The organism is Hallella multisaccharivorax DSM 17128 (genome assembly GCF_000218235.1).
GTDB lineage: Bacteria > Bacteroidota > Bacteroidia > Bacteroidales > Bacteroidaceae > Prevotella > Prevotella multisaccharivorax.
This window is the reverse complement of record NZ_GL945017.1, coordinates 113,914-139,243: the sequence shown is the minus strand read 5'-3', so window position 1 is coordinate 139,243 and position 25,330 is coordinate 113,914. Positions and strand designations below refer to the sequence as shown.

The window sequence follows — 25,330 nt, the reverse complement described above, 5'->3', positions numbered from 1 at the left end:
GATACTCTATTATAAAGCTCCAACTCACTTTTCCATGTGGGTTGGAGCTTTTATTGGTACGCTCAACATGAGCACTGTCTAACAGGTGTAAGTCCCCAGTAAGCCCTTATAGTGGGAAGACTATAGCCAGAGGCAACGGTGTCCGTGGCGACACGGAATCTGAAGGAAGGTTTCCCGTTTTTTATGAAATTACAATCCAACTGAAATGTCAAAAACCAGACCCTTTTGATTTTTACAATGCGGATAAAAATCGTTGAATTTAACATTTCTATATTCCATTCTACGGTACATCCCATAGACGTCCATTGTAGACAATTCATACCCGATGAAAAAGTGGGTATCCTCTGTACCAAATCGCAAGCCGAATCTTAAGTCAAAAGCCGACCATTTACCATGAGAATTATGTACGTTATCTGATCCTGTTACTACACCTGTATTATCGATCAAGTCTATATTTGCGTTACCGTAAGGTATATTTAATATGGCTCCAGGATTGGCAAAAATAGTGAAATAACAATCTCTTATATGAAAGAGAGATGGCGTGTAAAACATTATGTTAGGCCTCAAATAAAAGTCCCCTATGTCCTTTGTATCTTTGTTTACAGTCCATATCATGGTCTCATGTGGTATATCTTCGTTTCCATACTGACTCCAATATCCTATACCGATTCCTATTCCTGTATATCTGAAAGGAGTAAAACGATAAGATAATTCTACTTTCCATGTATCATCAAATGTAAGACCGCCAGATAATGATACACTGTGACATGAGGACTCTTTCTTTTGCTCATGGCAAACCGCTTTTGACCAAACAAATACGTTTGGAAGGACACTTAGAAAGATTATAAAGAAAATTCTATTCATTATTATCTTTTACTATGTAAAGTTTGTATAAAAATAGTTGAATTCGTTACCTTTATGCTTATAAATAAAAAATGTCGAATAAGAGGAAGCATATTATTTATGCTCCCTCCTCATAACCTATATAGGTATATTATATCCTAATGTAAACAATGTACATCTATTTTTATAGTTAAAATCCTTGTATGCATTTGTTATGCCATGCATATATCTGATCTCTAAAGTCCACTTCCCTAAGTGATATCCAATATCAATTGGGATAGAAAGATTACATCTATGAGCTTTGGAGAAGAAGAGAAAATCTGTTCTCCCGTCAAGTAAATTAATACCAAGTATTCCTCCCGTTCCTGCATACAAACCTTTATAAACCCTCCAGTCCGCTATTACAGGAACGTCTATGTATCCAAGAGCCAATTTGCTATATCCATCTTTAGCACCCATTACTGTATATTCTATACCAGACTTCAAATTGACTAACGAATTGGCCGTATAGATTAGATCCAGAGCTGTAGAAAGACCCACTCTTGAATTAAGGCCAGATCCACTAAGGTTCGACACAGCAATGCCTACATGTGGTTGTAAAACAAAGCCACTATCGTTATTTCCCGGCAATGTATGTGCATATGTTAGTTTAATGCAACAGACTAATATTAGAATTAGTAATATCCGTAAGAATCTCATTTTAAAATATTTTTAATATCTGCATTATATTTCTTATCATTATATTTCTTATCTATGACGATGCCTCCCCATTGAGCATCAATTTGCGAAAGCAGATACACTCGGCCAGAAGATATATGTCTTACTGGTATTTCATGTAAACCTCTAAATAGATCTATGGCAGCTGCTACAGAAATAGGATTCTGTAAGATCTTATTATTACATAGCTAAAGACAAAGGTGTTCACCGTGAGTTGAAATCTGAAGGAAGCCGGTGGCGGATATCTGACCTAACGTACAGAAACTTCATATAAGGCATATGACCATGGGTAAGGTTGCCAAACAAACTAAAGCCCGATAGCTATTCGGAACAGTTATTGTAAATGAAGCAGGTATAAGATGGAAAGCCAATGCCCTTATCAGAGGAGGTCTCACGGACGTGACGATTCGTTACCCTTACGAAAGTTATTAAACTGCAATGCTTCTCTGACCACAGCCTGGTCATCGCATGACCACGCTTTGGTCATCGCATGACCACGCTTTGGTCATCGCATGACCACGCTTTGGTCATCTCTCTCCAGCCTAATTGTCTTTCATACATAAAAACAGGGAGCATGGCCGGCGATGACCGTCGTGCTCCCTGTCCAGAATAAGTATTGATTCTCTTGTCAGAGGTCGAACTTATATCCGATGGTGAATTGGAAGACGCTATTCTTGCTGCCGCTGTTGTCCCAAATATCCGTACAGCCAATGTTGTAGCGGGCGTCGAGCTGAACGTTGTTAAATTCATACGACATGCCGATAGGTATGCTGAGATCGACGCTGTTGGCCCCTGTGTTGTCATCAGCCACGTTGAAGCCAGGCTGCAGACCACACTTCAGGGCGAAGCCTTTGGCTACATAGAAGTTCGCCATGAGCGGGATGTTGATGTAGTTGAGTGATGTGGTGTGGGTCAGATCGACGCCTCTCGAGCTCACTTCACTCTTGTATCCCTGCATGGAGAAGTCGAGGGCTGCGGACAGCGAGAGCACTCTGGTGACCTGATACTCCCCCTCGAGCCCGCCTACGAACCCGCATTTGTACTTTGAGCTGCTGCCGCCACTGGTAATACCTGTGACGTTGAGTCCCACCTTAGGTTGGAGGTTGAACGACCCGATAGCATGATCGGAGTTGGACATGTAGCTGTGGTACACGCGCGTAGTGGTTGTGCGGCGGTAAGTGCGATGTTTGCGCACAGGCATGGCAGCGGAGGCTGTGGTTGCGCAAAGAAGCAAGGCAGCGAATGCCAATAAAATGTTCTTTTTCATTTTTCTTCTTTTTTAAATTAGAAATTATATCTACCCTCATGGATAGATCTTCTCTATATTATTTTAATAGTATGATCGGGAATTGAAGGATGGTCGTTAAATCGGCTAACTTATATTACCATTTGACCAAGCTTGAGGTTGATAACAACTTTCCTGAAACGCGTCCAAAATTAGCCATTTATTCTTTTACGCGCAAATATCCAACTCTCTTTTTATTATGTTTTAATAAATGATGCATAATATTTATGATCTTTTTGGCGGAGATTATAAGGAAAAACATTACTTTTGTAAATACGATATATCAATAGACAATACGATATTTCTTCATGATGCCGCTGACGATTGTTATCTTTGAGGATGATTCTTACAGCTATCGGCTTCTCCGCCACATGCTTCAGTCTATTGCCCCCGACCATGCGATCGCGGGCGTGTTGTCGTCGGTGGAGGAGGGACGCGCGTTTTTCTCCTATCATCAGGACATTGATCTCATCATAGCAGACATCCGACTGCGGGATGGACTTGTGTTTGATGCACTCAGTTATGCGCCCGACGACATTCCCATTATCTTTATAACCGCACATGAAGAGTATGCCCTACGGGCTTTCGAGTACAACAGTCTGTGTTATCTTCTGAAGCCTGTGAATGAGCACCAGCTCTCCATGGCTATTCGGAGGTCGATGCGGTTGAGACAGCCTGCTTACCACAGACAGGACCAACATGGCAGCCTATTCTCAGATGATAATCGTTGTTTGTGGGTCGGAACGGCCACGGGAGCCAGGCGAATCCCCACCTCAATGGTACGGTTTGTTTCTTCTGAGGATAAGACAACGTATCTGTATCTTATGGACGGATCGTCTTACCCTTTAGAGAAGACCCTGGAAGAGGTGGCTATTCAGCTCGATTCAATAGCTTTTATGCGTGTCAATCGAAAATATATTCTTCCACGAAGCCAGGTCAAGGGCTTCGACAGTCTGCCCAATGGAAGAATACGCCTCCAGCTCTATGGCGATGACTATCCTGAAATTATTGTTAGTCGCACACAACGTAAGAAAGTGTGCAAATGGCTCGGTAAATAATGACGATTCATCACGATAAAACGACAGTTCGGTAATTTATATTGCTTTCTTTGACATCTTCTCCTCGTTATCTGGCTACTTTTGCAATAACCAATGGGTATGGTGGGTACTGGCCGTCCCTGCAAATGGTATAATAATTATAAACAGATAACGATGAAAGACAAAAGGACACCGAACGCACCTGAGTCGTTCAAGGAGATCTTTGAAGCACATTACACTTGGATTGAGGGCTTTAACCGCAACGTACGCCGATACTATGACCGCATGGCGATGATTGACCCGAAGTCGGGTCGCCAATGGACTTATAAGGAGCTTGACAATGAGGTCAACCGCCTTGCTAACTCTTTGGTGAAAGACGGTTTCGGCAAGGGAGATGTTATCATGGTGATGACGCAGAATTGTCCGGAGTTCGCTTTTGCTTATGTTGCTCCGCAGAAGATTCGCAGTGTGATGTCCCCCGTGAGCTTCCGTCTCAGTCCGGGTGAGCTGGCACATAATCTTAGTGACTCCAAGCCGAAGGTCGTCCTCTTTGATGAGAAGCGCAAGGAGACGGTGCTGCAGGCTGTGAAGATAGCGGGTCTGAAGCCTCGTCGGCTCATTGTCACTGATGGTCTGACCGAGGGCGGCGTCATCTCTTATCACGATTATGTGGCGGCGGCGTCCAACCGTGAGCCAGAGTGCGAGGGTACAAAGAATATTTATGATGAGACAACCCGTCTCTATACATCCGGCACCACAGGTCGTCCGAAGGGCGTGCCATTGACTTCTGTGAACGAAGTACTTTCCGCCCACGACATCATGATCCACTTCCCCATGAGCTTCAAGGATGTGACGATGAACACCACGCCGTGGTTCCATCGTGGCGGTATCCACTGTGGCGGTCCGTGCCCGACGTTCTACGCCGGTGCCACGCTGGTGGTGATGAACAAGTTTGATGCCGACAACACGCTTCGTTATGTGTCACGCTATCATATCACGTTTGTCATTGGCGTGCCTACCGTGCTTGAGGAACTTTCAGATGTCCAAGAGAGGAACGACTACGACCTCTCCTCTCTTTCGGGTATCATCACCATGGGATCACCTCTGGAGCGTTCGGCTTGCCTGCGCTATCAGCGCCTGCTCACACCGAACATCTACAACGGTTACGGCACCACGGAGACGCTGTGGAACACATTCCTTCGTCCATTCGATCTGCCTGAATATGCCGGAACAGCCGGTGCTTCCATGGTCGACGACGATGTGCGTGTGGTGAAGATCTACGACGACCACAAGGCTGAGCCCGATGAGGTTGTGGCAATGGACAGTGAGGAGACCGGTGAGGTCATCATATCTTCTCCTGCAAAGTCACCGTACAAATACTTCAACAATGAAGAGGAGACAAGAAATAAATATTATAAAGGCTTTATCTATACCGGCGACCTTGCTACATGGGATAAGCACCAGTACATCACCATCTTGGGTCGTAAGGATGATATGATTATCTCTTCGGGTGAGAACATCTATCCGACGGAGATTGAGGCGGTGCTCAACAAGCATCCGAAGGTGGCCGACAGTATCGTGACTTATGTGCCTGACAAGATACGTGGTCAGGTTGTCACTGCTTACGTGGTGCGTAAGGACAAGAGCCTCACGCCGGAAGATCTCGATGAGTTCTGCAAGGAGTCACCGGATATTGCTAACTTTAAGCGTCCGCGTTTCTACCGCTTCGTGGAGCAGATACCGCGCAATGCCACGGGGAAGAAACTGCATGTCCGCATAAAGGCCATTGCGAAAGACGATCTCGTCAACGGGCTGCTCTACAGGGTATAAGTCTTTGGAAGCCCAGAAGTCATGGCATTAACAATATCCTGCGGCTTGTAACTCTTGGAATATTAGGCTGGATTTCTGGACTTCCTAACGTTAACAAATTACATATGGAATCAACGTCTGACAAAGAATGGTACGAGAGAGGCAATGAGTATCGTAGCCAGCAAGACTGGCAACATGCTATAGAATGCTATATGCGTGCCGAACAGCTCAATCCTGATGGCCCCGCAAAGTTTGCGAGGCAGATGACGGAAGAGATTGTCGCTTTCTATTGTCGCGATTATTACAACCCTTAAAAGCATGATGATAAAGATTAAAGGAGCTATCGTCGTTGATACCGACAGATGCAAAGGCTGCGCGGAATGCGTGGAAGCCTGCCCTGTCGGGGCGATTGAGCTGGAAAGTATGAAGGTTAATGTCCACGGCTATCCCTATGCACAGCCCAGCGCAAAGGCTGACTGCTGCACAGGGTGCACCTCGTGTGCGGTAGTATGCCCCGATGGATGTATTACTGTATATCGTAAAAAAGTGGAGGAGAAGGCATGAAACAACAGGAAGTGATGCTGATGAAAGGCAATGAGGCCCTGGCGCATGCTGCCATTCGTTGTGGTGCCGATGCGTTTTTCGGTTATCCTATTACCCCGCAGACTGAGGTAATAGAGACGCTCGCCATGCTGAAACCGTGGGAGACTACGGGCATGGCGGTGGTGCAGGCAGAGAGTGAGGTGGCTTCGATCAATATGCTGTACGGCGGCGGTGGCAGCGGTAAGCGCGTATTCACAACGAGTTCTTCACCTGGTATTGCCCTCATGCAGGAGGGCATCAGTTATATGGCTGGTGCAGAGATTCCAGGTGTCATCGTCAACGTACAGCGTGGCGGCCCTGGGCTGGGTACGATTCAGCCCTCGCAGGGCGACTATTTCCAGGCAACGCGTGGCGGCGGCAACGGCGACTATAATGTCATTGTCCTCGCTCCTGCCAGTGTGCAGGAAATGGCTGACTTTATGGGCCTTGCCTTCGAACTGGCATTCCGTTACCGTAACCCCGTCATGATTCTTTCCGATGGTGTCATCGGACAGATGATGGAGAAAGTAGTGTTGCCACCGATGAAGCCGCGTCTCACTGATGAGGAGGTCATGAAGCGTTATCCTTGGGCTTCCTTCGGAAGAATGGGAGGACGCCGGCCAAATATCATCACCTCGCTCGAACTGAAACCCGAGGTGATGGAACAGCGTAATATTCATTTACAGAAGAAGTATCAAGCGTGTAAAGACAAGGAAGTGCGCTACGAGTCCATCGGTATGGACGATGCTGAGTATGTTGTCGTGGCTTTCGGAAGTATGGCGCGTATCGCGGAGAAAGCCGTAGAGCTTGCCCGTGAAGAGGGCCTCAAGGTGGGACTCTTCCGTCCTATTACTCTCTGGCCGTTTCCGGAGAAACAGATTGCGACGCTGGCCGATCGCTGCAAGGGTATTCTTGTGGCGGAGATGAATGCTGGCCAGATGATTGAGGATGTCCGTCTTTCTGTCAATGGCCGTGTGCCCGTGATGCATTACGGCCGGCAGGGCGGAATCGTACCCGATCCTAATGAAATAAAAGAAGCACTGAACAGATTACAAAGTTATGCAGAATGATATCATAGCCCCGGAGAACTTGGTTTATGCCAAGCCGAGATTAATGAATGACACGCCGATGCACTATTGTGCGGGTTGTTCCCACGGTGTGGTCCACAAACTTGTGGCAGAAGTGATTGAGGAGATGGGTATGGCTGACAAAACTGTTGGCGTGAGCCCTGTAGGTTGTGCTGTGTTTGCCTATCGCTACATAGATATCGATTGGCAAGAGGCAGCCCACGGCCGTGCGCCAGCGGTGGCAACCGGCATCAAGCGTTGCTGGCCCGACCGTCTTGTCTTCACCTATCAGGGTGACGGCGACCTTGCGGCCATAGGCACAGCAGAGACACTGCATATGCTTAACCGTGGGGAGAACATCCCTATAGTTTTCATCAATAATGCCATTTATGGCATGACAGGTGGACAGATGGCACCGACTACCCTTATTGGGCAGAAGACGACGACATGTCCTTTCGGACGTGATCCTGAACTCAACGGCTATCCATTGAAAATAACGGAGATAGCCGCACAGCTCGATGGTGTATGCTTCGTCAGTCGTCAGAGCGTAGAGACTGTGGCGGCCATTCGCAAGGCAAAACGGGCCATTCGCAAAGCTTTCCAATCATCTATGGAAGGCAAAGGCTCATCACTGGTGGAGATTGTCTCTACGTGCTCCAGTGGGTGGAAAATGTCTCCGGTTAATGCTAACAAATGGCTGGAGGAGCATATGCTTGAATATTATAAGAAAGGTGACTTAAAAGACACAACGGGCATCTAATGGGTTGGCGGGCGGCCATCATGCCCGCATTAAAAGTTTCAAAGAAAATGAAAAAAGAAATTATCATCAGTGGCTTTGGCGGTCAGGGTGTGCTTTCTATGGGAAAGATTCTTGCTTACAGCGGCCTTGTTGCCGGCAAGGATGTGACATGGATGCCAGCCTATGGTCCTGAGCAGCGTGGTGGAACAGCCAATGTGACGGTTATTGTCAGCGACGACAGTATTTCCTCACCCATACTCTCCAGTTACGATATCGCTATCGTCCTTAACCAGCCCTCGCTTGATAAGTTCCTGCCGAAGGTGAAGCCTGGCGGCTTGCTCATCTATGACGGCAATGGTATCGTCAATTCTCCATTGCGCGGAGACATTACCATCTATCGTATTGACGCTATGGCAAAGGCGGCAGAAATGCATAACAATAAGGTTTTCAATATGATCGTACTTGGAGGACTGCTTCAGGTCACAGGCTCCTTCCTGCCGGACGATGCCTTGGAACATGCGCTTTACAAGACATTGCCCGAGCGCCATCACGACCTTATTCCGTTGAATATGGAGGCCGTGGCTGAAGGAAAGAAAATCATCAAGCAGTGTGTATGACAGATCACGAATTAAAGATAGAGTATCATCATTCCATGCCCATCCAGTTGCGCTGGATGGACGCGGATGCTTTTGGACACGTCAACAACACGATGTACTTCCAGTACTATGACACAGCGAAGATGGATTATTTCCGCAAGGTGTGCCATGAGATCACGGATAAGTATGCTATTGTCACCGTTCATCTTGATGCCAATTTCATGCATCAGGTCTACACGAAGGACGATGAAGTCATTGTGAGATCAGCTATTACCCATATCGGTCACACCAGCTTTACCTTCCGACAGGAGCTTGTAGGCAAGGACGGTGAGGTGAAATGCATCGGTGAGACCATCATGGTGCTCTTTGATACAGACAAGGAGAAGACCGTCGCTTTCACTCCTGAGTGGCGCGTGATGATAGAGAGATTTGAAGGCCGCAAACTCTGATACAGTAATCTTTAAAGGACTATAAAAGGAAGGAGGATATGTCAATTTTGACATATCCTCCTTCCTTTTAGTATGCTCGGCATGAGTATTGTCTAACGGGTGCAAGTCCCGAGTAAGCCTTAATAGCGGGAATTACATAGCCAAAGGCAAGGGCGTCCATCGTGAGGTGGAATCTGAAAGAAGCCGGCGGCAAACATCTGACCTAACGAACAGAAACTTCATACAAGGCATATGACCGTGGGTAAGGTTGCTAAACAAATCAAAGCCCTATAGCTATTCGGAACGGTTGGTGTAAATGAAGTGGGTATAAGATGGAAAGACAATGCCCTTATCCGAGGAGGTCTCACGGACACTTCAAATAGTTTTTTTTACGAAAGAAGTGGAGTAAAGCTTGCCGTGAGAAGTCAGCAGACGCCATAGTAGTGCAATACTCGATAACGTTGCATGAAGGGCTGAACCTAACAATCAAGCGATAGTAATTGAAACATACCTCATGAAGGAAAGAATGCAGAAAACATTATCCCAAGTTAATGGCTGCCCCCAAAGAGATAGGTCGGAAACCGAATGGTATGGGGGAGTGCAGACCTACATGTGGATGTGTGAAGACAACATCGTGGAAGTACCATTCGACAAGGAACACCTTTTCGAGCAAATCCTTAGCCCTTCAAATCTCAACCGAGCCTACAAGGCAGTTATGAGAAACAAAGGCTGTGGTGGTATCGACAAGATGTCGTGTGAGCAGTTGCTCCCATGGCTATTGACCAATAAGGACTTGCTCATCCGTTCCTTGATGGACGGCTCTTACCGTCCAAACCCAGTGAAAAGGGTAGAAATACCCAAAGACAATGGCAAGATGCGCCTGTTGGGAATACCTACAGTAGTAGACCGTTTGGTGCAACAAGCCATAAACCAAGTATTGACCCCCATCTATGAGAACCAATTTTCCAAGACGAGCTACGGCTTCCGTCCGAGAAGAGGATGCCATGACGCAATACGAGGAGCGCAAAGTATAATTAATGAAGGCTACATATATGTAGTAGACCTTGACCTTGAACGCTTCTTCGATACCGTGAGCCATAGCAAACTCATAGAAATTCTCAGCCGTACGATAAAAGACGGCAGAGTGGTCAGTCTTATACACAAATATCTCCGAAGTGGTGTAATGAACAAAGGCTTGTTTGAAGCGAGCGAAGAGGGAACTCCCCAAGGAGGACCGCTAAGTCCGTTGTTGAGTAACATCATACTCAACGAATTGGACAAAGAACTTGAACGCAGAGGGCTTCCCTTTGTACGCTATGCCGATGACTCGATGATATTCTGTAAGTCCAAAAGGGCTGCAATGCGAGTGAAGGAGTCTATAACCCGATTTATAGAAAATGTTCTATATCTCAGAGTCAACAAGGAAAAGACCGTAGTGTCGTATGTACGTGGAGTGAAATATCTGGGCTACTCCTTTTATGTGATGAAAGGCAAATGCCAACTCACTGTGCACCCAAAATCCAAAGCCAAGATGAAGTCAAGGTTGAAAGAACTGACAAGTCGCAGCAATGGATGGGGATATGCCAAGAGAAAGCAAAAGCTGAAAGAATACATAAGAGGGTGGGTTGGCTATTATCACCTTGCCAATATGAAGCGTCTCTTGCTTGAAACAGACGAATGGTTAAGACGTAGAATACGCATGTGTATATGGAAAGCTTGGAAGAAAGTCAAGACAAAAGTGGCAAACCTCATTAGATGTGGTATTAATAAATACCAAGCATACGAATGGGGTAATACTCGTAAGGGTTATTGGCATATAGCTAATAGTCCTATTTTAGCAACTGCAATAAGTAACAACAATCTACGTGCAGCAGGGTATGCTACTTTAATGGGGACGTATCTCGAATGGCACCCCAAAATAGGAACCGCCGTATGCGGGACCGCATGTACGGTGGTGTGAGAGGTCGGAAAACGAAAGTAGGAAGAAAACTACTTCGTTTTCCTCCTACTCGATTATGTATGTTCAGGCTGATGCCTATTTGAACAGAAGCGTCACGGCATGAAGATATAATAAAGCGACATGATTATCCGCAGTGGAAGAACTGCTCGACAAGTTTGAGGATTCTCGTGTCGTCATTGGCGATATCATCGCGAAGCGTTTGGTCCTTGTATGATCTGAGTTCTTCTATAATGCCGTCAATCATGTTGGGTGAGAAGATGTGATGTTGCTCATAGATGGCCCGTTGCTGTTGCAGGCGTTCTGCGGACGCACAGCAGGAGTCGGGTAAATGGTCAAGTTGCGCAAGGCGTGCAGCGTGCGCGGGATCGTTGATGTCGCCATCAATGAAAGTCTTGTCGGCTATTTCGAGAGCATTTGGCATCTCAAAGCCATGGCGGCAGGCCACACAGAGGGCGGCAATGTACTGATAGACGTCTGCCGAACCGTCACCGGAGCGTATCTCAAACGTTTGCTTTGCGCTACCACGCTCTTCGTAGGGCACTTCTTGCTCCAAGGGATTGGTGACGTGACTCATATCTACACCTGATGTCCAGCCTAACGGCACGCGGACCAGTGCAGAGCGGTTGCTCATGCCCCAGCAAATGTTGGTGGGGGCTTCCTGATGTGGTACAAGCCTGAAATAGCTTGTAGGAATCTTGTTGCCAAAAGCGGTGAGACTGGGTGCCAGCTCCATGCATCCAGCTATGGCACGGCGTGCGTTGTCATTGAGCTTTCCATGGTTGAGAAGCATGTTCTTACCATTTTTCATGAGCCGCATATGGATGTGAAGACCTGACCCAGCCTTGCCGGTGGTAATCTTCGGCGCGAAGGTGACGTTGAGGCCTTCTTGCCATGCGAGATTGCGTATCACCCATTTTGCGATGAGCAGCTCATCGGCAGCCTGCATGGCAGGTATGGGTAGGAACTCTATCTCATTTTGCTCATAGAGTAGTCCGCCAAGCTCAAAGTTTCCTACTTCAGAGTGCCCGTATTTGATGTGTCCTCCGGCCTTGGCAATGTAATCCATGCACTTCTGTCTGAACGCACCCATTTTAGCATAGGGTGCACTCTCATGGTATCCATGCTGGTCACGGGCTTTGTAATTATCGTCAGCTTGCCGGATAACGTAGTATTCCAGCTCTCCCATGGCCTCGAAGTCCATTCCCGTCGCTGTGCGGAAAGTCTCTACCGCTTTTCTCAGTGTATGTTCGGGTGAGGATTCCAGTGGCTGTCCGTTGCGATTGAAGAAGGAGCAAAGCATGCAGAGCGTGGGTTCCTCACTGAAAGGGTCGAGGAACGCAGTGGAGTAGCGAGGTATGACATACAGGTCGCTGCTTGCAGCCTCGATAAACGAAAAGAGGCTGGACCCGTCAACGCGTTCGCCGCAAGTGAGAATGCTCTGGAGATGGTCAAGGTCGGAGAGCACGAAATTGAGCGTCTTGATTTTGCCATCACCGCCCGGATACATGAAGTTAACACGACGGATACTATTCTTCCTGACGAAATGGAGAATATCTTCGCGTGTGATGTCTTCTGGTGCCATTTGCAATTTGTCGATCACAACATTGGCGTTCATGATTAATTGGTTGTCGTTCATAATGGTTTTGGTTTAGTGGAGGCCGCCAACAGATGGCAGTCCTGATGATATGAAAAATTATAGTCCTATTTCGAAATGATAGTCGCCAGAGGGTATTTCCATTTGTAGTTTTCCATTGACGACACTGATACACTTTTTCTTTAGTTTTTTCCCGTTGACCATTACTTTCTCATTCACCCTTCCTTTGTTGTCAAGGGTGATGGGAAGACGGACGGTTGCTGAGGTGTTGGCAGGCACTGTGCAACGGTAAATAAGATGATTCCCTTGTTGATGCCAGCAACTGTTAATGCGTCCATACATCGAGTCATAGTGTCCCTGCACCTCAGTAATGCCGCCGTTGGGATCGGGTTCCGGTTCGAGGTAAAAGTGCTTGAATGCAGGAGCGAGCTCATCATGCTTGATGCCGAGGGAGTGCTGCATAAGCCAGGCTGCCACAGATCCGAAAGCATAGTGGTTGAAAGAGTTCATGCTATTGTTGTTTCCGAATCCATTCTTGATAGTGTAGGAGTTGAGGCGTTCCCAAATGGTTGTGGCTCCCTGCTTAACGGGATACAGCCATGAAGGAAACTGTCGGTTCTCAAGCATGCGATAGGCAGCGTCGGAATGGCCGCATTCGGAGAGCGCATTGCTAATCCACGCCGTACCGATGAAGCCGGTCATGAGCGAATAGGGTGGATAGACAGAACCATCGTCACCCTTTGCAGGATGGGACAGCAGGTTGAGGAAATCGGTTATGGTCTTTGCCCTTACCGACGGATCAATAATCCCGAAGGCCAGGGGCAACGCATAGCTTGTCTGTGTATTGCCTTTCATCTCACCAGTTTGTTGGTTGACGTAATGAGTGTTGATGAAGTCGGTGCGCTGTTTTTTCAGGAATGCGTATCTTTGTGCGTCGTCATTCTTTCCGAGAACGGTGGCAGTCTTCTGCATGATGTCTAACTCGTGTACGAGGTATGCATCATAGAGTAGGTTGTTATCGTTCTTCTTCTGTTCGAATCCGAGCCAGTCGCCCAGTGCATTGGGATCGGTATCATGGAAAGCTCCCGTTTTGGAGTCGATGAATTGAGTGGTATAGAGGTTGATGAACTGCTTCATAGCCGTGTAGTGCTCTCTCAGGGCATCGATGTCTCCGTATTGCTGGTAGCTCTGCCAGGGTACCACGATACCGACGCTTGCCCACAGCGGTCCGCCAAAGTTGCCGCCTATGGGAGCTATGGGAGAGAAGTCGCCGTTGGACAACTGCGTGTCGCGGAGGGCGCGCAAATGGCGACGCAGAAACTCCGCACCATTGAATAGGTAGGTCATGGAGGGCGCAAACACGCTCAGGTCGCCTGACCATCCCATGCGCTCATTGCGTTGGGGGCAATCGGTGGGTACGCTAAACACGTTGGCAAGCGTGGACCATTGGATGTTTTTGTACAGGCGGTTCACGTCAGGATCGTTGGTGGAGAGGTCGGAGGCTAACTGGTCTACTGAGCTCAGCACAATTCCTTTCACATCACTGACGGGCAGAGGCGTGGGGATACCGGTCACTTCCACGTAGCGGTAGCCGTGATAGGTGTAGCGTGGGTGGAATGTTTCGGTGCCGCCCTTGGCAATATAAATGTCCTGCTCCATAGCGTCCCGCATGTTTTCCGTCATCACCATGCCGGCATTGCCTTTGTAAGCAGGCAGGTCGGGATATTTCATCTCTGCAAAGCGCAGTAATACCTTGGTGCCTGGCGTAAGTCCATGGAAAGTGATCTCTGGCACTCCAGCCATATTCTGGGCCATATCGTAGACATAGACACCCTGTCGCGGCTCTGTCATGCTTTGCGCCGTGAGCGTGGCGAATTGCCGTACGGGTTGCCCTATCTGTGCAGTGAGCGTGAACTTTGAATAGTCGTCGGGAGTGGGGAAGGCATTGGTCTGTGCCCTGCTCATGATTTCATCGAGACTGACTTTGACAGCCGGGTGCCATCCGTTAGCATTATATCCAGCCTGAGTCCATCCGTTGGTCAGGCTTTCGCGCGTGGCGTCGTAGACTTCCCCTTGGAAGAGGGATCCCATTCGCACGGGGCCGTCGGTGGTGTAACGCCATGTCGAGGGCCGCGTGACAATTCGCTGCTGAGTGCCGTCAGTATAATTGATGACGAGTTCGGCTAAAAGCGCTTGCCTGTCGCCAAAGAAGTTCCAGCTGTCGGGCTTATAAGTTAAGGCTCCGCTCCACCATCCCTCATTGAGGATGGCTCCAAGCGCGTTGTTCCCTTCTTTCAGGATCTTCGTCACATCGAAGGTCTGGTAGAACAGCGTCTTGTTGTATTGTGTAAGTCCGGGATTCAGGTAGTCGTCGCTGACGCGGTGGCCGTTGACCATCATCTCATAGGCTCCGCGTGCGGTCGCGTAGAGGCGCGCCTTGGCAATGGACTTTCCCGTGATACTGAACTCTGTGCGAAGGAGCGGCGCGCCGTTCTCATGAGGGGTGAACAGTGCCGTGGGGCCGTTGACGGTGAGGTTGTCAGCAAGGATGGAGATGGTATGCCATGGTTGCCGGAAGTTATGGATGTTGGCGGTTCCGAACAATGCTTTCTTTCCCTTGGGGACATAGAATCCCACATCGCCTACGACAGGAAAAGCAGCATGGTCACTGGGATTGAGTTGTAGGCCCTTGACGATGAGGTATTTCCACTGGTCCACCCATATGTAGGTTCGGCCGCTTACAGAAGCAATCATGACATTGTGGGCGTGATAACAGTTGTCTTTATTGATAAGACTTGTTGGTATCTTTGCTGAGGCGAATGGGGTATCAGCCCGGTCTCTTTGCGTGTAGCCTACGCGATAGACATCGATTTGCGCGCTGTCTCCGTGAAATAGCGGCGCGATGTTGAAGACCACCTTGACATACGACTGATCTTTTTCATTGGCCAGACCGAAAAGGTTCTTGTTTCGGTCCATCAGCCTTTCGTCGTTGCCACCGTAGATAAATCCGGCCTCTGTAGTCTTGGTCAGCCTGTCGAGTTGCACTTTGTAGTCGATTCGGAATACGGGCAGATATTGGCTGTAGAAGATATAGCCGTTCTCATCGTTGGCACCGATCCATTGGGCGCCGCCCCAGGCAGTGTCCTTGTCGGTAGTTGACATTAGCCCTGTCTCAAACCAGGAAGAGGCTTGCTGTTGTTCGTTTGTGCCGTTCCATACGCTGACAGTCCACTTGTAGCGAGTCATTGGCTGCAGGGCTGAGCCTTGGTAACGGATGCCGACGGAATGGGTGGCAGGTATCTTTCCTGAATTCCACATGTTGTGGCCGTACTCACTTGTTACTGTGATTTGATAGGCCGTCTGTGAGGCACCTTGTATGGAGTCGCCCATCTGCCATGAGAAACGTGGTTGCTGAACATCAATGCCTAATGGGGTAGTCATGTATTCAGTCTTGAGCTTCTGAATAGTGAAGGCGTGGGTGGTCATCACGATGAGTGATAAAAGTGTAAAGAGAATATTCCTCTTGATTGTTTTTCCCATATATTGTTTTTATTTCTTATCACATCGCGTCTACGCCGTAATCGCATCGCGTCTACGCCGTAATCGCATTGCCTTTACACTGTAATCGCATCGCGTCTACGGTGTAAAGGCGATGCGATTACAGTGTGGTCACATTGTGGTGTGGCTGGTTTGAAATTTTGCAAATTTAGCAAGAAGATATGAATAGGGCTTAGTATTCGTGTTAAAAAAACTTTTTTTAATAGGAATGGGGCGGCCTAAGAAAGGCCGCCCCATTTTACTGGTTACGTAAGTTGCTTAAAAGTCAATGTCTACACCCATTCCGAAGACATCGTTTTTGCGAGTGTAATCGGCCTTGTAGCTAAGTGTCTGTTGCCCAACGACGGAGGGAGTGTCGGTCTTCTTAGTAGTGTAGAACGTGTGGAAATAGGCTACGTTGAGCCGGACTTTGTGGCTCAGTCTGACAGCAACGCCACCGCCGACACTGCTTGAGCTGACGACGAACGACTTGTCGTTCATGTAGGCATCGGTCAAGCCATAATTCGTTCCCTGGTAGCCTGCTGAGACCGTGAGCCACTTGTTGGTATCGTATTCTGTTCCAAAGCTGTATTCAATGGTACCTCGGTCGAGCTGTTTGTTGTGCTCATTATACTGACGGGCCTGTTTGTCGAAATAATAATGGAATCCTGCATTCAGGCGGAGTTGGTCAATGGGAGTGTATTGAGCGCCCACGGTGAGGATGGCGGGGAGATCGGCTGGGATCTTCTTTCCGTTGGCGTATTCGCCCGTAGCATCGGTGATGCCCTTGTCAAAACCTTGTTTTAAGGCTCCCATGACTGCGGTGACCTTAGGATCAGTCAGGGCCGTGGTGGCTTTGTTCAATGCGGCCTCTGGGCTCAGCCCTGCTTTCATGAGGTTGGCAACAATAGCTTTGGAAAGGTTGCCGGACAAGTTTCCGATACTTGGGAATTGGTTGACGGATGTTGATTTCAACCGTAAACGGGTCTTGAATTCATATTTAGCAGCAAAGTTCCAGCGTCCTGTCTTGTAATCGATGCTGAGAATGGGTGTAAAGCCGATGCCTGACTGGTCTGAGTTGAGCTCTATGTCGGCTGATCCTGTCTTGGTCGGGTCCAACACCTGATAGAGTGGCATATTGCCGACTTTGATGTCGCGTACATAGCCATAGTAGTTACAGAGTGCATATACACCGCGTACGCCGGCGAAGGCACTCACGTTCCCATTGAATTTATAGGCTGCACCCACTGAGAGACCATAATAATACTGTCGTCCGCGCATGAAACTCTTGGCACTGTAGGTACCTTCTTTTCCGAAGGCCTGGGTTGTCGAAAACATAGGGATGCCGAGGCCTGCGTCGACAGCCTGCGCAAGTGTGGAAGCAGCAAGAGCGGTCTCAGAGACAATCTTCTCGAAGCTGCCCAATCCATTGTCGAAGGTGCACTTGCCACCTCCGCCACCTACACCGACAGCGGCCTGGTAGGAAAGTTTCCCACGGTTTAGTGCAAATTGTATGGATGGGAGCACGGGTGCAGTGGCATGTCCATGAAAGGAACGGTTAGCTGTGGGATTCTCGGTGTTGTGTGTGAAGAGCGGGTAGTAGACATTGTCGATCTGCCGTTGCTGTTTAACGTACTGCCAGTTGAGGGAGAGGTGGTACCCTTGATTGAGGTATACTACGCCGGCGGGATTGAAGTAGACACCGTCAATGGCAATCACTGCATCATGTGAGAGGGTGCGGTCGAAAGCCACGCTCATGTTGGTGTTTGTGCTGATGCCGCCTGCTTGTGCAGCCTGTACGGCGACGACTGCCATTGTAATGATGGCAAGTTTTGTTTTGTTCATTGTTTTTAAAATCTCTTACCTTATTTGGCTGCAAAGTTACAATTATTGTTCTATATGTCGCTTCTTATGTTCCCTATCCCGTGTGTTATTTAGTATTTTTTGATATATATCAATCAAAAAAGGGCAATCTTGCAGATTGCCCTTCTTTAATGATAAAGTTATTCTTTTCGTTTACCTAATGAAACTGGCTGGATGATTCTTTCTATTTACAGTGCTTTCACCTGTTTGGCAATTTCGTTTGTTGGGTCAATATTCAGCATTTTCTCGGCCCAGACCTTTGCTGCGGCTTTGTTTTTCTTGACATTGAACTCGTAGACGATCATGTACTGATAAGCAGTCTTCAGCATGGCCGTCTGGTTTTCAGTACGATCGGCCTTGCTTTCGAGATCGTTAGCCAGAGCCTCATAGAACGGTTTAGCCAGGCCAAGTTTGCTGTCAGGGTCGAGTGCTGCGTTGATGCTGCCACGGACATAGTTGCAATAGTTGGCCTGCTCAGGGTACTTGTCAGTGATCTTGGCATACATCTGGTCTGCCTTCTTGAAGGCATCACGCTCGCCGGCCTTATCGCCTGCTTGTCCTTTTTTGCTGGCAATCTCCAGATATTGGCTTCCAAGACTGTTGTAGTCGTTGAACGAAGGATTGTCTTTGACCTCAATGGACTTCTCAACATATTCGAGAGCTTTGTCATAATCGCCTTTCTCATTGTAAGCATCAGAGAGATTCTTATAGAGGATGGGTTTTGAGACGATGGCGTTGGCATCTTTGCTGAGGCTGTCAAGTGATGTATTGTAGGCTTTGATGGCATCGTCCCAGCGCTTTGCCTGCTTTAGCGCCGTGCCATAATAGGCATAGTCGTCAGCGGTGATATTGGCACTGTCGCTCCTGTTGAACAGGCGGTCGGCATATTCCAATGCCTGATCAGTGTAGTTCTTGTCCGTAGAATTCCAGAAGACAAGGCGATTCAATGTGCTCCATTTGGGATCTTTTGTCAGTCCGGCTTTTGCTATCTCAATACTCTTGTCCTTGTTACCGAGCATCCATTCGATGGTGGCGTAGTCTTTGATGTCTTCGTCATCCATTTTGGTGACGTCGGCAACTTTCCCATAGTATTGTTCAGCCTTCTGTAAGTTGGGGTTCTTGGTGTGATAGTAGATGCGGGCGGCTAAGGCGTCAACGGGATAGTCGGGCACCTGCTGGCGGAGTGTCTCCAATGTTGCCACGGCGTCCTCGGGGTTACGTCCTCTGAGAATCATGGCATATTTATAATAGGCTTCCGGATTCTTGGGTGCGAAGTAGATGGCTTGCTGGTAGTTCTGTGATGCTCCGCCCGCATCGTCGTTAGAGACGCAAATATCACCTTTCAGAATAAATGCCGGAGCACATTTGCTGCTTTTTGCCAAGGCGTAGTCAGCAAACTGATTGGCATGGTCGTAGTCCTTATTGTTGTAGAAAGTGCGGCCGATGGCTACCAGTGCGTTAGCATCCTTTTTGTTGTTCTTGTAGAGATCCTTCACCTGTTTTTCGAAGTCACTGCTCTTTGCCTTGATGATTTGTGTGGTTTGCTCCACAATGGCCTTTGTGTCTGTTTGTGCCAAGGCGGTGGTAGCGAAGCCCATCATTAAAGCACCTGCTAAGAGTAATTGATATGCTTTCATAATGTTGTGATTTTATTTTCCTACTTTCCTAATTGACGAAGAAAATACGCAAAAGTTGCCTTTTGTGCTATCTCTTTATTTTTTATTGAGCTGTGTTAACATCTCTGACATTGATATTGCCCAATACCGGCAGCAATCCAGTTTTCATGACGATGCGCTGGCCTTTAGGTCCCTGAATGAAGTGCGCGAAACCCCATGGCAGCCCTCTTCGTGGATCGTTGAGAAGAGCAAATATGGTTCTTATGAGCGGGTACTCACCATTATAAATGTAATATTGGTAAGGCTTGCGGCTGCTGGCTGCTGTAGCAGGATGTATCTTGCTTAAGCTCATCACCCTGATGTTGCGCTTGAACGTGAGATTTGTAGTGTCACGTTTATCGTTGAGCCAGTTGTTTCCTATAATGCCTATGGCATTGGGATTCTGCTCTACATATTTAATCACCTCAGCAGTCTTTTTTACTGCGGCCACATTCTTGTTGATGATGGGCTTACCGCTGAGGACGGAATCTTCAATGAAATGTACGGTACTTGACTTTGGGTTATCGAATACCACTGTGATGACGCCTTTGTTGTTTCGCTTATCAATTTGGCTCCACTTGGTGATGCGTCCGTTCATGATATCTTTGACATCTTTCACGGACAGCAATGTGTCGGTATTGCTCTTGTTGACAATGAATGCTAAGGCATCGTAAGCAATACTGAATGAGGTCGGGAGGAATTGTTTTGCCTCAAGGCTCTTTTTCTCAGCGGGTTTGAAGTCTCTCGCTGCAAAGACGAGCCAAGTCTTACCATGAAGCAGCATGTTGATACCTTCCGATTCGTTGGTGTAGATAGGGTTAACCTTCGCGTCAGGATAGTCATGCTGGAATACTTCTCTTTCTTCCTCTATGATAGGACTAAAACTCTCGTCAGAGGCAAACGAGATTGTCCCTGACGAGTAAGTGTCTGTTCTTCCATCCTTCCCCTTCTTGTTGTTGTTGCCACAAGAAGAGATAAGGATGGAAGTAATGGTTAATCCTACAAAAATGTAAGATGTGAGTTTCATGTTCAAATATTTATTATTGCAATCTGAAGGATACAGGCACGTTGTATTTCACACGTACAGCCTGTCCGTTCTGCTTACCAGGAATCCACTTCGGCATGCTCTTGACCACACGCATAGCCTCACGGTCAAGTGAGGGATCCACAGAGCGGGCAACGGCTACATCTGTGATACTACCGTCACGCTCTACGACGAACGAGATGGTAACGCGTCCCTGAACACCGTTCTCCTGTGCTACGACAGGATATTTGATGTTGCTCTGAAGGAATTGCATGAGTGCACCCTGGCCACCGGGGTAGGAAGGCATTTGTTCTACAACGTCGAATACCTTGTTTTCTACTTCTGGCTTCGGAGCTTCAGCCTTTACCGGCTCTGTCTCAACGCGTTGCGTAACCTTCAGGATTTCACCCTGATCAGAGTTACCCTTTACGTCAAGAGCACCGATAGCGGTGTTGGTTTTCATGATCTGATCCTGCGTCTTCATCTCGTCCTCAGGCTTTACCTCGGCATCTTTCTTGATGACAGGTGCTGTGAACTTGATGGAAGACTTGACCTCTTTGACCACTTCCTTCTTTTCTTCAACCTCTACTTTTCGCTCGACTTTTGCCTCTTTCTTCTTCGGCTGGTTGAGTGCTGAAAGCTCGGTCACGTTTTCATTCTTTGCGTGAGCAGCCTGATAAGCATCATAACCTGCCTTGATGTAAAAGAGAATGATCGCCAGAGCAGCGAGGATTGCAATTGTAATGATGGCTTTTAAGTTTCTCTTACCTGTCTGGGTACGAAGTTTGTAAGCTCCATACTCTTTGTTTCTTCCTTCGAAGATAAGGTCACACCAGCCATTTCTTGTTAAATCAATTTGTGCCATTTTTTTAACCTTTCTTTGAGCTATGTTACCTTATAACTTGACATTGTTTTCCTTGAGAAGCTTCAAGTCGTTGTCATTTACCTTATCAATCACATACTTACCGATGGTGCAGATGTTCATCTCATCCAGTGCGTCGACAAGGTTCTTGTAAGTAGCGTTGTCGGTTGCCTTGATGATGATGGTCAGTGTGTTGATATGTTTACCATTAATATCACCCGCTTTGATCTTTGACAGCTCCTGATTGTAGGTTGAGTCAGGCATAGCCTTCTTCGGATCAGGATTGTCATGTCTCTTGTCGAGTTCAATCTTGGCTTTCATCACATCGATAGTTGGTGTTGTGCCATCTTCAGTGGTGTGGTTGATAATGACGTCGCGGATACCCTTGGCACCCCATGTTGTCTTCTTCAAGCATTTGGGGTCTTCCGGCTTCACGAGTCCTGCCACATAGTAGATCTGGTTGTCGGCCGTACAGTAAATCGTAATGGTATACGACTCCTTTGTCACTGTCTTGTCCTGATCCGTAAGGTTCTTATCATTACTCGGCATACTCAATTCCATTGTCTGCGGTTTGGCAAGAGAGGTACAGAGCATGAAGAAAGTGATAAGAAGCATCATCATGTCCACCATGGGCGTGAAGTCCACGCGGACATTCATCTTCTTCTGTTTCGATTTTCCTGTAGCCATCTTTTAATCCTCCGCTTTCTTGTATTGAGTAATCAGATAGTAACGGTTCTCATTCATATCTTGGAGCTCGCTCATGATCTTTTTAATGGTCTTGTACGGAGTCTTCTCGTCTGCCTTGATAGCGATCTTGGCGTCGGGATTTGCTTCGTGAGCAGCTTTAACCCAGACTTGGAACTCACTCATTGCTGCATTGCCAGTCTTACCAGCTACTGAGTCGGTAGGGATGCCGTAGTTTTTAAGTTCCGCGGGACGGATGTTCTTATTCAAGCTGAGGTAAGCCTGCAACTTGTTCATGGGTACACCCCACATAGGGTCGTCGAGGAAAGCTTTTTCCTGAGCGGTCGTGAGCGAAAGGCCGAACTGATTAGCAACACTGGCGAGAGTTGCTTGTGTGTCGGTCGTCTTGTCCATGCTCATGAAGATCTTTCCATCATTTCCGACGAGGACGTTGAGGACGTTGTTTTCTGGAACTTTAATCTCAGACACACTGCCTGGCGTGTTGACCTTTACTGGTTCCTGCTTGACGAATGTTGATGTCAGCATGAAGAACGTTAGCAAAAGCACCATCACGTCCGACATAGGGGTCATGTCGATCCAGACGTCCGCTTTCTTAATTTTAATCTTAGCCATACACTAAAGAATTTAAAGTTAAAAGGCCAAGATAGATTAAGCTTCGTCGGTGTGGTTTGCTTCGTATGTCTGTGCGATTGTGTAACCTACCTCGTCGAGTGCGTATGTCAGCTTATCAATCTTGTTGGTGAAGAAGTTGTAAGTGACAACGGCGCACCAAGATGTTGCGATACCGAAGGCTGTGTTGACAAGTGCCTCAGAAATACCGGTCGACAGAGCGAGGGAGTCACCACCACCACCGGCAGCCAGAGCCTGGAATGAACGAATCATACCGGTCACAGTACCAAGGAGTCCTGTAAGAGTACCGAGTGTTACGATCGTAGCGACGATAGGAAGGTTCATCTGAAGTGTCGGCATCTCAAGCTGAGTAGCTTCCTCGTGAGCCTGCTCAATGCGAGCGACCTTCTGACTCTTCTTCAGAGCGGCGTTGGCACCGCTCTCCATAGCGCGGTAAGCGTGCAGAGAAGCGAGGACGACGTTAGCGACAGACCCCTGCATCTTGTTACAGAGATCTTCGGCCTTGTTGAAGTCGTTGGCAGCGAGAGCTGCTTTGATGTTGGCCACAAACTTTGTCAGAGAGCCCTTACCAAAGGCTGTCTTCAGTGCGAAGTAGCGCTCAACAGCAAGGCAGAGCACGGTGAGCAACAGCGTGTGGATGATAGGCACCACGTAGCCGCCTTTGTAAATTGTACCGAAGATGTTGGCAGGTGCGTTGGCATTGTCACCGCCCTGGAAGTTAGCACCGTTACCCAACCAGAGGTTGAAGATGCAAAGTGCAGCGATGAAGCAAAGGACGATGATCCAGAATGCTCCTCTAATACCTGTGAAGCCCTGAGACTTCTTTGCAGCCTTGGGGGCTGCGGCTTTTTGTGTAGTTGCCATAATGAATGATGTTAATTTTTGGTTGTGAATATTAATTATGTTTGTTGTTTGTCTTAGTTCCTGTTTCAAGCTCATTGAGAACGCTCCGTTATTGGATTTCGCTTCTTCTCAAATTCCTCGCAAAGATAATAACTTTTTGATATAGAATAAGTGTGTTTTCTTGTTTTTAACACACTTTTTTGCTAAAATCGCAGATTTCTTGTTACATCAGCTTTTTGCAGGCCTCTTTGATTCGACTTAATGCCTCACGAATGTTGTCGTCGCTCGTGGCATAGCTCATACGGAAACCGTCGGGTTCTCCAAAGGCATCACCGGCCACTGTGGCGACATGTGCTTCCTGAAGGAGGTATATTGCGAAGTCGGTAGAGTTGTTGATGGTGTAATCTTTATAGCGTTTGCCGAACAACTTTTTGCAGTGTGGGAAGAGATAGAAAGCTCCTTGCGGCACATTCACCTCAAGGCCGTTTATTTCTTTAGCGAGCTTGACGATGAGATCTCGGCGGCGTTCGAATGCTCTCCGCATGTCCTCAACGCACTGCTGGTCGCCTTGGTAGGCTGCGAGTGCAGCCCGTTGTGCCACATCATTGGTACCGCTGGTGTATTGACCTTGCAGTTTGTTCATGCCTTTGATGATCCATTCCGGCGCTGCCACCCATCCGAGTCGCCATCCGGTCATGGCGTAGGCCTTGCTCACACCGTTGCAGATGATGGTACGCTCCTTCATCTCGGGAGCCGCTGCTATGCTTGCCGAGAAGCCAACATAGTTGATGTGCTCGTAAATCTCGTCGGAGAGCACGTAGAGATCCTTGTGGCGTTTTACCACATCAGCCAGTGCATTGAGCTCGTCTTGTGTGTAGACACTGCCCGTCGGATTACTTGGCGAACAGATGATCAGCATCTTTGTCTTAGGCGTGATGGCTGCTTCGAGTTGCTCGGGGGTCAGTTTGAAGTCGCTCTCCAACGGTGTGCGAAGCGCAACGGGCGTGCCGCCTGCGAGTTTCACCATTTGCGGATAGCTCACCCAATAGGGTGCGGGGATGACGACCTCGTCGCCGGAGTTTATGAGTGACAATATGGCATTGCATACTCCTTGCTTGCCTCCTGTGCCCACAATTGTCTCTTTTGGGGAATAAGACAGATGGTTTTCTCTGGCAAGCTTCGCTGAGATAGCCTCCCGTAGGTCCATATAGCCTGGCACGGGAGAATATTTTGAGAAGTTGTCGTCGATAGCCTTTTTGCCTGCTTCCTTGATGAAGTCAGGAGTCATGAAATCTGGTTCACCGACGCTCATGTTGATAACGTCGATACCTTGGGCTTTCATCTCGCTGCTTTTCTGCGACATGGCGAGTGTGGCCGATGGAGCGAGTCTGTTAAGACGGTCTGACAATTGTGGCATAATAACTTTCTTAATGTTGTTATTCGTTTACGAAACTGTATGCAAAAGTAGGCATTTTATCTTTAAAAACGAAGAAAAAGTGTCAAAATTTTATAGTGCATTACTAATTTGTTACTTGTCTTCGAATGGCTTCCCCA

22 protein-coding genes are annotated in these 25,330 nt (G+C 47.8%); 9 read left to right on the top strand and 13 right to left on the bottom strand.

The features are described from left to right. Positions 1 to 189 precede the first annotated feature (189 nt). The 3 genes from PREMU_RS00995 to PREMU_RS00985 all read right to left on the bottom strand — a co-directional run bounded on the left by PREMU_RS00995 (position 190) and on the right by PREMU_RS00985 (position 2,827). Positions 190 to 864 (bottom strand): hypothetical protein, encoded by a 675-nt coding sequence (locus PREMU_RS00995; RefSeq protein ID WP_007572426.1) that lies wholly within the window; start codon positions 862 to 864, stop codon positions 190 to 192. Positions 865 to 981: 117 nt separating this feature from the next. After that, positions 982 to 1,302, bottom strand: a complete 321-nt coding sequence (locus PREMU_RS00990; RefSeq protein ID WP_223918535.1) for a hypothetical protein — start codon at positions 1,300 to 1,302, stop codon at positions 982 to 984. Positions 1,303 to 2,188: 886 nt separating this feature from the next. Continuing rightward, a complete protein-coding gene (locus PREMU_RS00985; protein ID WP_007572422.1) occupies positions 2,189 to 2,827 on the bottom strand; it encodes a porin family protein in 639 nt (212 codons plus the stop codon). A 326-nt stretch (positions 2,828 to 3,153) separates the two neighbouring features. Here PREMU_RS00985 and PREMU_RS00980 point away from each other — a divergent pair, with 326 nt between their 5' ends. The 9 genes from PREMU_RS00980 (at position 3,154) to ltrA (ending at position 11,063) form a co-directional block, all read left to right on the top strand. Beyond that, entirely contained in the window at positions 3,154 to 3,903 is a 750-nt protein-coding gene (locus PREMU_RS00980; RefSeq protein ID WP_007572418.1) for a LytR/AlgR family response regulator transcription factor, read from the top strand. A 153-nt stretch (positions 3,904 to 4,056) separates the two neighbouring features. After that, complete coding sequence (locus PREMU_RS00975; RefSeq protein ID WP_050796449.1) at positions 4,057 to 5,712, top strand: class I adenylate-forming enzyme family protein; 1,656 nt, start codon at positions 4,057 to 4,059, stop codon at positions 5,710 to 5,712. 104 nt (positions 5,713 to 5,816) lie between these two features. Continuing rightward, complete coding sequence (locus PREMU_RS00970; protein WP_007572414.1) at positions 5,817 to 6,005, top strand: tetratricopeptide repeat protein; 189 nt, start codon at positions 5,817 to 5,819, stop codon at positions 6,003 to 6,005. A gap of 7 nt (positions 6,006 to 6,012) precedes the next feature. Further along, positions 6,013 to 6,255, top strand: a complete 243-nt coding sequence (locus PREMU_RS00965) for a 4Fe-4S dicluster domain-containing protein (RefSeq protein WP_007572410.1) — start codon at positions 6,013 to 6,015, stop codon at positions 6,253 to 6,255. Then, entirely contained in the window at positions 6,252 to 7,343 is a 1,092-nt protein-coding gene (locus PREMU_RS00960; protein ID WP_007572407.1) for a 3-methyl-2-oxobutanoate dehydrogenase subunit VorB, read from the top strand. Before PREMU_RS00965 ends, PREMU_RS00960 begins: the two co-directional genes overlap by 4 nt. Next, positions 7,333 to 8,100: a thiamine pyrophosphate-dependent enzyme gene (locus tag PREMU_RS00955; RefSeq protein ID WP_007572406.1), complete on the top strand. Its 768-nt coding sequence runs from the start codon at positions 7,333 to 7,335 to the stop codon at positions 8,098 to 8,100. Before PREMU_RS00960 ends, PREMU_RS00955 begins: the two co-directional genes overlap by 11 nt. A 47-nt stretch (positions 8,101 to 8,147) precedes the next feature. After that, positions 8,148 to 8,696 carry a 2-oxoacid:acceptor oxidoreductase family protein gene (locus PREMU_RS00950; protein ID WP_007572404.1) on the top strand — a complete coding sequence of 183 codons (549 nt, stop codon included), beginning with the start codon at positions 8,148 to 8,150 and terminating at the stop codon, positions 8,694 to 8,696. After that, positions 8,693 to 9,124, top strand: coding sequence for an acyl-CoA thioesterase (locus PREMU_RS00945; RefSeq protein WP_007572402.1), 432 nt, complete (start codon positions 8,693 to 8,695; stop codon positions 9,122 to 9,124). The genes PREMU_RS00950 and PREMU_RS00945 overlap by 4 nt, the downstream gene beginning before the upstream one ends. A 493-nt stretch (positions 9,125 to 9,617) precedes the next feature. After that, entirely contained in the window at positions 9,618 to 11,063 is a 1,446-nt protein-coding gene (ltrA, locus tag PREMU_RS00940; RefSeq protein ID WP_007572400.1) for a group II intron reverse transcriptase/maturase, read from the top strand. Between the two features lie 124 nt (positions 11,064 to 11,187). On the opposite strand, the gene PREMU_RS00935 is transcribed toward ltrA, so the two are convergent. From PREMU_RS00935 to PREMU_RS00890, 10 genes are all read right to left on the bottom strand, one after another. Continuing rightward, the gene (locus tag PREMU_RS00935) at positions 11,188 to 12,699 is read right to left on the bottom strand and encodes a glutamine synthetase family protein (RefSeq protein ID WP_007572394.1); all 1,512 of its coding nucleotides are present in this window, start codon (positions 12,697 to 12,699) and stop codon (positions 11,188 to 11,190) included. Between the two features lie 57 nt (positions 12,700 to 12,756). After that, the gene (locus PREMU_RS00930) at positions 12,757 to 16,197 is read right to left on the bottom strand and encodes an alpha-L-rhamnosidase (RefSeq protein WP_007572392.1); all 3,441 of its coding nucleotides are present in this window, start codon (positions 16,195 to 16,197) and stop codon (positions 12,757 to 12,759) included. Positions 16,198 to 16,473: 276 nt separating this feature from the next. After that, complete coding sequence (locus PREMU_RS00925; protein WP_007572388.1) at positions 16,474 to 18,039, bottom strand: hypothetical protein; 1,566 nt, start codon at positions 18,037 to 18,039, stop codon at positions 16,474 to 16,476. Between the two features lie 206 nt (positions 18,040 to 18,245). After that, a complete protein-coding gene (locus PREMU_RS00920) occupies positions 18,246 to 19,694 on the bottom strand; it encodes a tetratricopeptide repeat protein (protein WP_007572387.1) in 1,449 nt (482 codons plus the stop codon). 82 nt (positions 19,695 to 19,776) lie between these two features. Then, positions 19,777 to 20,739 (bottom strand): PstS family phosphate ABC transporter substrate-binding protein, encoded by a 963-nt coding sequence (locus tag PREMU_RS00915; RefSeq protein ID WP_007572386.1) that lies wholly within the window; start codon positions 20,737 to 20,739, stop codon positions 19,777 to 19,779. Positions 20,740 to 20,752: 13 nt separating this feature from the next. After that, positions 20,753 to 21,601, bottom strand: a complete 849-nt coding sequence (locus PREMU_RS00910; RefSeq protein ID WP_007572385.1) for an energy transducer TonB — start codon at positions 21,599 to 21,601, stop codon at positions 20,753 to 20,755. Positions 21,602 to 21,631: 30 nt separating this feature from the next. Then, positions 21,632 to 22,285, bottom strand: coding sequence for an ExbD/TolR family protein (locus PREMU_RS00905; RefSeq protein ID WP_007572383.1), 654 nt, complete (start codon positions 22,283 to 22,285; stop codon positions 21,632 to 21,634). Between the two features lie 3 nt (positions 22,286 to 22,288). Further along, the gene (locus PREMU_RS00900) at positions 22,289 to 22,915 is read right to left on the bottom strand and encodes an ExbD/TolR family protein (RefSeq protein ID WP_007572381.1); all 627 of its coding nucleotides are present in this window, start codon (positions 22,913 to 22,915) and stop codon (positions 22,289 to 22,291) included. 36 nt (positions 22,916 to 22,951) lie between these two features. Beyond that, a complete protein-coding gene (locus PREMU_RS00895) occupies positions 22,952 to 23,797 on the bottom strand; it encodes a MotA/TolQ/ExbB proton channel family protein (protein WP_007572379.1) in 846 nt (281 codons plus the stop codon). Positions 23,798 to 23,999: 202 nt separating this feature from the next. Further along, entirely contained in the window at positions 24,000 to 25,193 is a 1,194-nt protein-coding gene (locus PREMU_RS00890) for a pyridoxal phosphate-dependent aminotransferase (RefSeq protein ID WP_007572377.1), read from the bottom strand. Positions 25,194 to 25,330: the final 137 nt, after the last annotated feature.